Genomic DNA, 3,180 nt, shown 5'->3' on the forward strand with positions numbered 1-3,180 from the left:
ACCTCTGTTTTGGGCCCTTTTTTAACATTAAAAACCTCTGTTTTGGGCCCTTTTTTAACATTAAAAACCTCTGTTTTCTCTCTCTGCACACCCCTATTTTACGATGTTCACACCTGTGTAAACAAGATATTATTAATAAACAAGATATTTGTTAAACAAGGGGAGCGTGCGCCACAAAACGCCCTAAACACCGCATGAGTTTTTCAACTCATAGGGCTGGCACTAGGTACAAAACCGCTTGAATGCTCGCTTACGCTTCGCTAGGCGGTTTTGTAGGGGGTGGGATTGATAGCCGAAGTTACATGCACTCTTAGATGCTAAACGTGCTATATTTGCTAACTAGCAAGCAACTAAAAACGCAAAAAACAAAAGCACACAAGCAAACAAGAAAGATCAAAAAACGACTAAAAAAAAGTCTCATTTTCCCTTGATTTTTTAGAACCAAAAAAAGTGCAGGATAACACTTCAATTCCGTAAGAATTGAAGTCAATTTGACCTTACAGGTGGCTAAAACACGAACTTTTAAGATATTCTTAAATCAAATTTAATCAAAAAAACTTAAAAATGAGATTTTTTTTAGAATTTTGAGCCGCTAAAATTTCAAGAATGCACGCAATACTGATTTTTTTTGGATTGTGTTTTTTTCAAAAAGTTGGTTAGGAAGAAAAAAATTGAAGCTTTTTTAGTGTGCAAAAGAAGTGAAGTCTAAGACTTCATGAAATTTTTTCCTAGACTTTCAAATAGGCTATTTAGAAAAGAAATAGCTAACCATTTCATTGAAATTATCTTGACTTTGCAAAATGGTATCTTTCAAATAACCTTTTGTCTTGTGATATTCTCTAATGCCCCTATAGTAAAAAGCTTTGTGTTCGTTTTCTATGATAAAGGGCATGATATTGTTTTTCAAACACTCTTTAAACATGACTAATCGCCCCACTCTACCATTGCCATCGCTAAAAGGGTGTATCTTTTCAAAAGCCACATGAAAATCTATGATGTTTTCCAAACTTGTTGCAGTTAGGCTGTGGTAGCGTTGCAAAAGATTGGTTAATTCCTTTTCAACTAATTGGGGTTTTGTTGTAACGCTATCACCTACAAAATTAGGGTGTTTTTTAAAACCACCGATAACTTCATCAGAGCAATTATTTTTTAAGATTTTGTGTAAAGTCTTAAGGTATTCTAAACTCAAAGGTTCTCTATAGCTTTCAAGCAAGTAATTCACGCATTCAAAATGATTAATAGTTTCAAAAATATCATCAAGTCTAATATTTTCGTTTTTTTCAGTTATAAGAGCGGATTTATCAAAAATGTGAGCGGTTTGTTCGTAGGTCAAACTGCTTCCTTCAATGCGATTAGAGTTATAAGAAAATTTAATTTGGATTAAGTGATAAATGCCATTTTTAATAGCATTCTTTTTTTCATGATTTAGTTTTTCTATGAGTTTAGATAAATCCTTAGTTGGCATGCATGTCCTTTCAATTGTGATTAGGTGGATCTTCTTGTGTGTTGTTGGTGAAAAGATCGCCTATATCGCGCTTCTTGATTTTTTCTAGGATAGACACTGCTTCAGCTTTTGTTGTTGGTGTGGCTTTGGTTTCAATGGCTTTTTCTTCTTCTTTTCTTTTTTTGAGGTTTTCTTGGATTTGTTGAATGTATGCTGTTCCTTTTCCATCTTTGTTTTTGAGGATTTTAGAAGCGTTTTGAATGAAAAACTTTTTCTCATAGTTTTCATGCATGGTTTTGAGTTTTTCAATTTGATTAGCACTTGATATAATGAGTGGCTGTTTTTTTCTTGGGTTATTGGCTTCTTCTAAAGTCAATACCACTTGTAGCTTGCCTTTCACTTCTTTGACTTCATGCATTCCACGATACACTAATGCGATGATAGCGTTTTCATCTAGCGGATCGGTGGGGTAAGCTAGGGTTTTGTCTTTAAGTTCAGTTAGTGGTTTGATGACTTCCATTTGAATGCGTTGCTGTTTTTTGTCTTTAGCTTGATCTTTACGCTTTTGAAGGTCTTTATAACAGATTTCAAACACGATTTGAGTGATCTTTTGGCGTTCTTTTTTCGTCCTATAATTGGCTACAATGTCGGTGGTGGCGTTGATTTCTTTGAGGCTTGGCTCTAAAACATTGCGTTTGAAGTCTATCCACGCATAAAAACTTTTTGGCACGCACAATATATCTTGGAGTTGGGTCAGAGGTCTTGTCAATTCGTTGCGGTTTTGCTTGAGTTCGCTTAAGAGTATTTGATAAATGCGTATCGCATAACCGCTTCTTATGGGCAAAATGTGTTGTAAGGGGATCTGCGTGAAATTCTTACTAAGCCCTAGCAAGTAGGGTTTTAGGTAGTCGTTGAGTTGGTAGCAGATCACAGCTTTTCTTTTCAAGTATTGTATTCTTTTGAAAATTGCCATAACTTCAAATATCTCCTCTTCTTTTTTGGTTACGGGGTCATAAACCAAGCTTTCATCTTCAAGTATTCGTTTAGACAGGCTTCTGCATAGATTTTTGATGTAGGTGTAATTATCTTCGCTCTCATGACTTAACACCTCCCCTAAAATCTCACTGATAGGCACTTCATGGAGTTGAAAGTCTTTGTCGCTGATGGAGTTTAGCTTGCTGATCACATAGTAAAAGAATTTTAATTCGTTAGCGGTCGTATCGCCGTATTTAGCGTAAATGAAGCGGTTGTCTTGGGTGATTAGGTATTTTTGGGATTTTTTAACGCTTGGGCGTTTGAATTTTTTATGGCGCTTGGGTTTGGGTTCGTTATTGACTTTAGGCATTTTAAATCCTTATTTAGTTTTTTCAAAGGCAAAAGACGATATGATCGTAACGATAGCCAAACCCCATAGAGCAGTAACTCTAGGGGTATTTTTGGTGTAGTGGCTGTGTCAAAAGAACCACTACAACTAATAAAACTATCACAACGATAATGAACTTCATGGTGTGCCTCCTAACAGAGTGCCACCCACTGCACTCCCCACCCATTAACTCAAGAATTAAGCTAATTGCTCCAAATTTGACACAAAAAAGACACTGCCATGCATACCGCCTACATTGTTATTATAGCATAAAAAACAGAGAATAAAATAATTAAACCTCTGTTTTGGGCCCTTTTTTAACATTAAAAACCTCTGTTTTGGGCCCTTTTTTAACATTAAAAACCTCTGTTTT

Annotated in this window: 3 protein-coding genes; 1 reads left to right on the forward strand and 2 read right to left on the reverse strand. The window is 35.6% G+C overall.

From position 1 onward, the window contains the following. Positions 1–198, forward strand: a 198-nt coding sequence (locus tag IEY56_RS28765; protein WP_229712267.1) for a hypothetical protein, incomplete at its 5' end; no start/stop codon positions are given. A 547-nt stretch (positions 199–745) separates the two neighbouring features. Here the strand turns inward: IEY56_RS28765 and IEY56_RS28095 are convergent. Beyond that, on the reverse strand, positions 746–1,465 hold the full coding sequence (locus IEY56_RS28095; protein WP_189040109.1) for a Fic family protein: 720 nt from the start codon (positions 1,463–1,465) through the stop codon (positions 746–748). Between the two features lie 10 nt (positions 1,466–1,475). Then, positions 1,476–2,789 (reverse strand): replication initiation protein, encoded by a 1,314-nt coding sequence (locus IEY56_RS28100; protein ID WP_189040110.1) that lies wholly within the window; start codon positions 2,787–2,789, stop codon positions 1,476–1,478. Between the last annotated feature and the right edge of the window lie 391 nt (positions 2,790–3,180).

This window comes from Streptomyces daqingensis (assembly GCF_014645895.1).
Taxonomy (GTDB): Bacteria; Actinomycetota; Actinomycetes; order Streptomycetales; family Streptomycetaceae; genus Streptomyces; species Streptomyces daqingensis.

Excerpts from the sequence above, each read along its gene's own strand:
- IEY56_RS28095 (WP_189040109.1), bottom strand. The coding sequence starts at position 1,465 with ATGCCAACTAAGGATTTATCTAAACTCATAGAAAAACTAAATCATGAA.
- IEY56_RS28100 (WP_189040110.1), bottom strand. The coding sequence starts at position 2,789 with ATGCCTAAAGTCAATAACGAACCCAAACCCAAGCGCCATAAAAAATTC.